The organism is Gilvimarinus sp. 1_MG-2023, from assembly GCF_030548285.1.
Window position 1 is genome coordinate 1 of record NZ_JAUOSC010001034.1, and the last position, 270, is coordinate 270.

Below are 270 nucleotides of genomic sequence, written 5' to 3' on the forward strand. Positions count from 1 at the left end.
GTGTAGACGCTGTATCAGCGCTGGTTGAGCCAGTTCATATACGCATGGACACCGGTTTTGACATCGGCGAAGGCCTGGTCATACCCGGCTGCCCGCAAGGCACTGATATCAGCCTCGGTAAAGCTTTGGTAAGCGCCTTTAAGGTGATCTGGAAACGCCATGTATTCTTTACGGGCCGGGTTGCCTTGTTCCTGATGCCAGTCGATCACGGCATCAGCGACGTCATTAAAGCTCTGGCACTGGCCGGTACCGAGGTTGAAAATACCGCTT

The 270-nt window shown here is 54.1% G+C and carries 1 pseudogene; it reads right to left on the minus strand.

Annotation, left to right across the window (positions count from 1 at the left end):
- Positions 1-14 precede the first annotated feature (14 nt).
- Positions 15-270: pseudogene (locus Q4563_RS20020) on the minus strand (ADP-glyceromanno-heptose 6-epimerase); the annotation flags it as partial.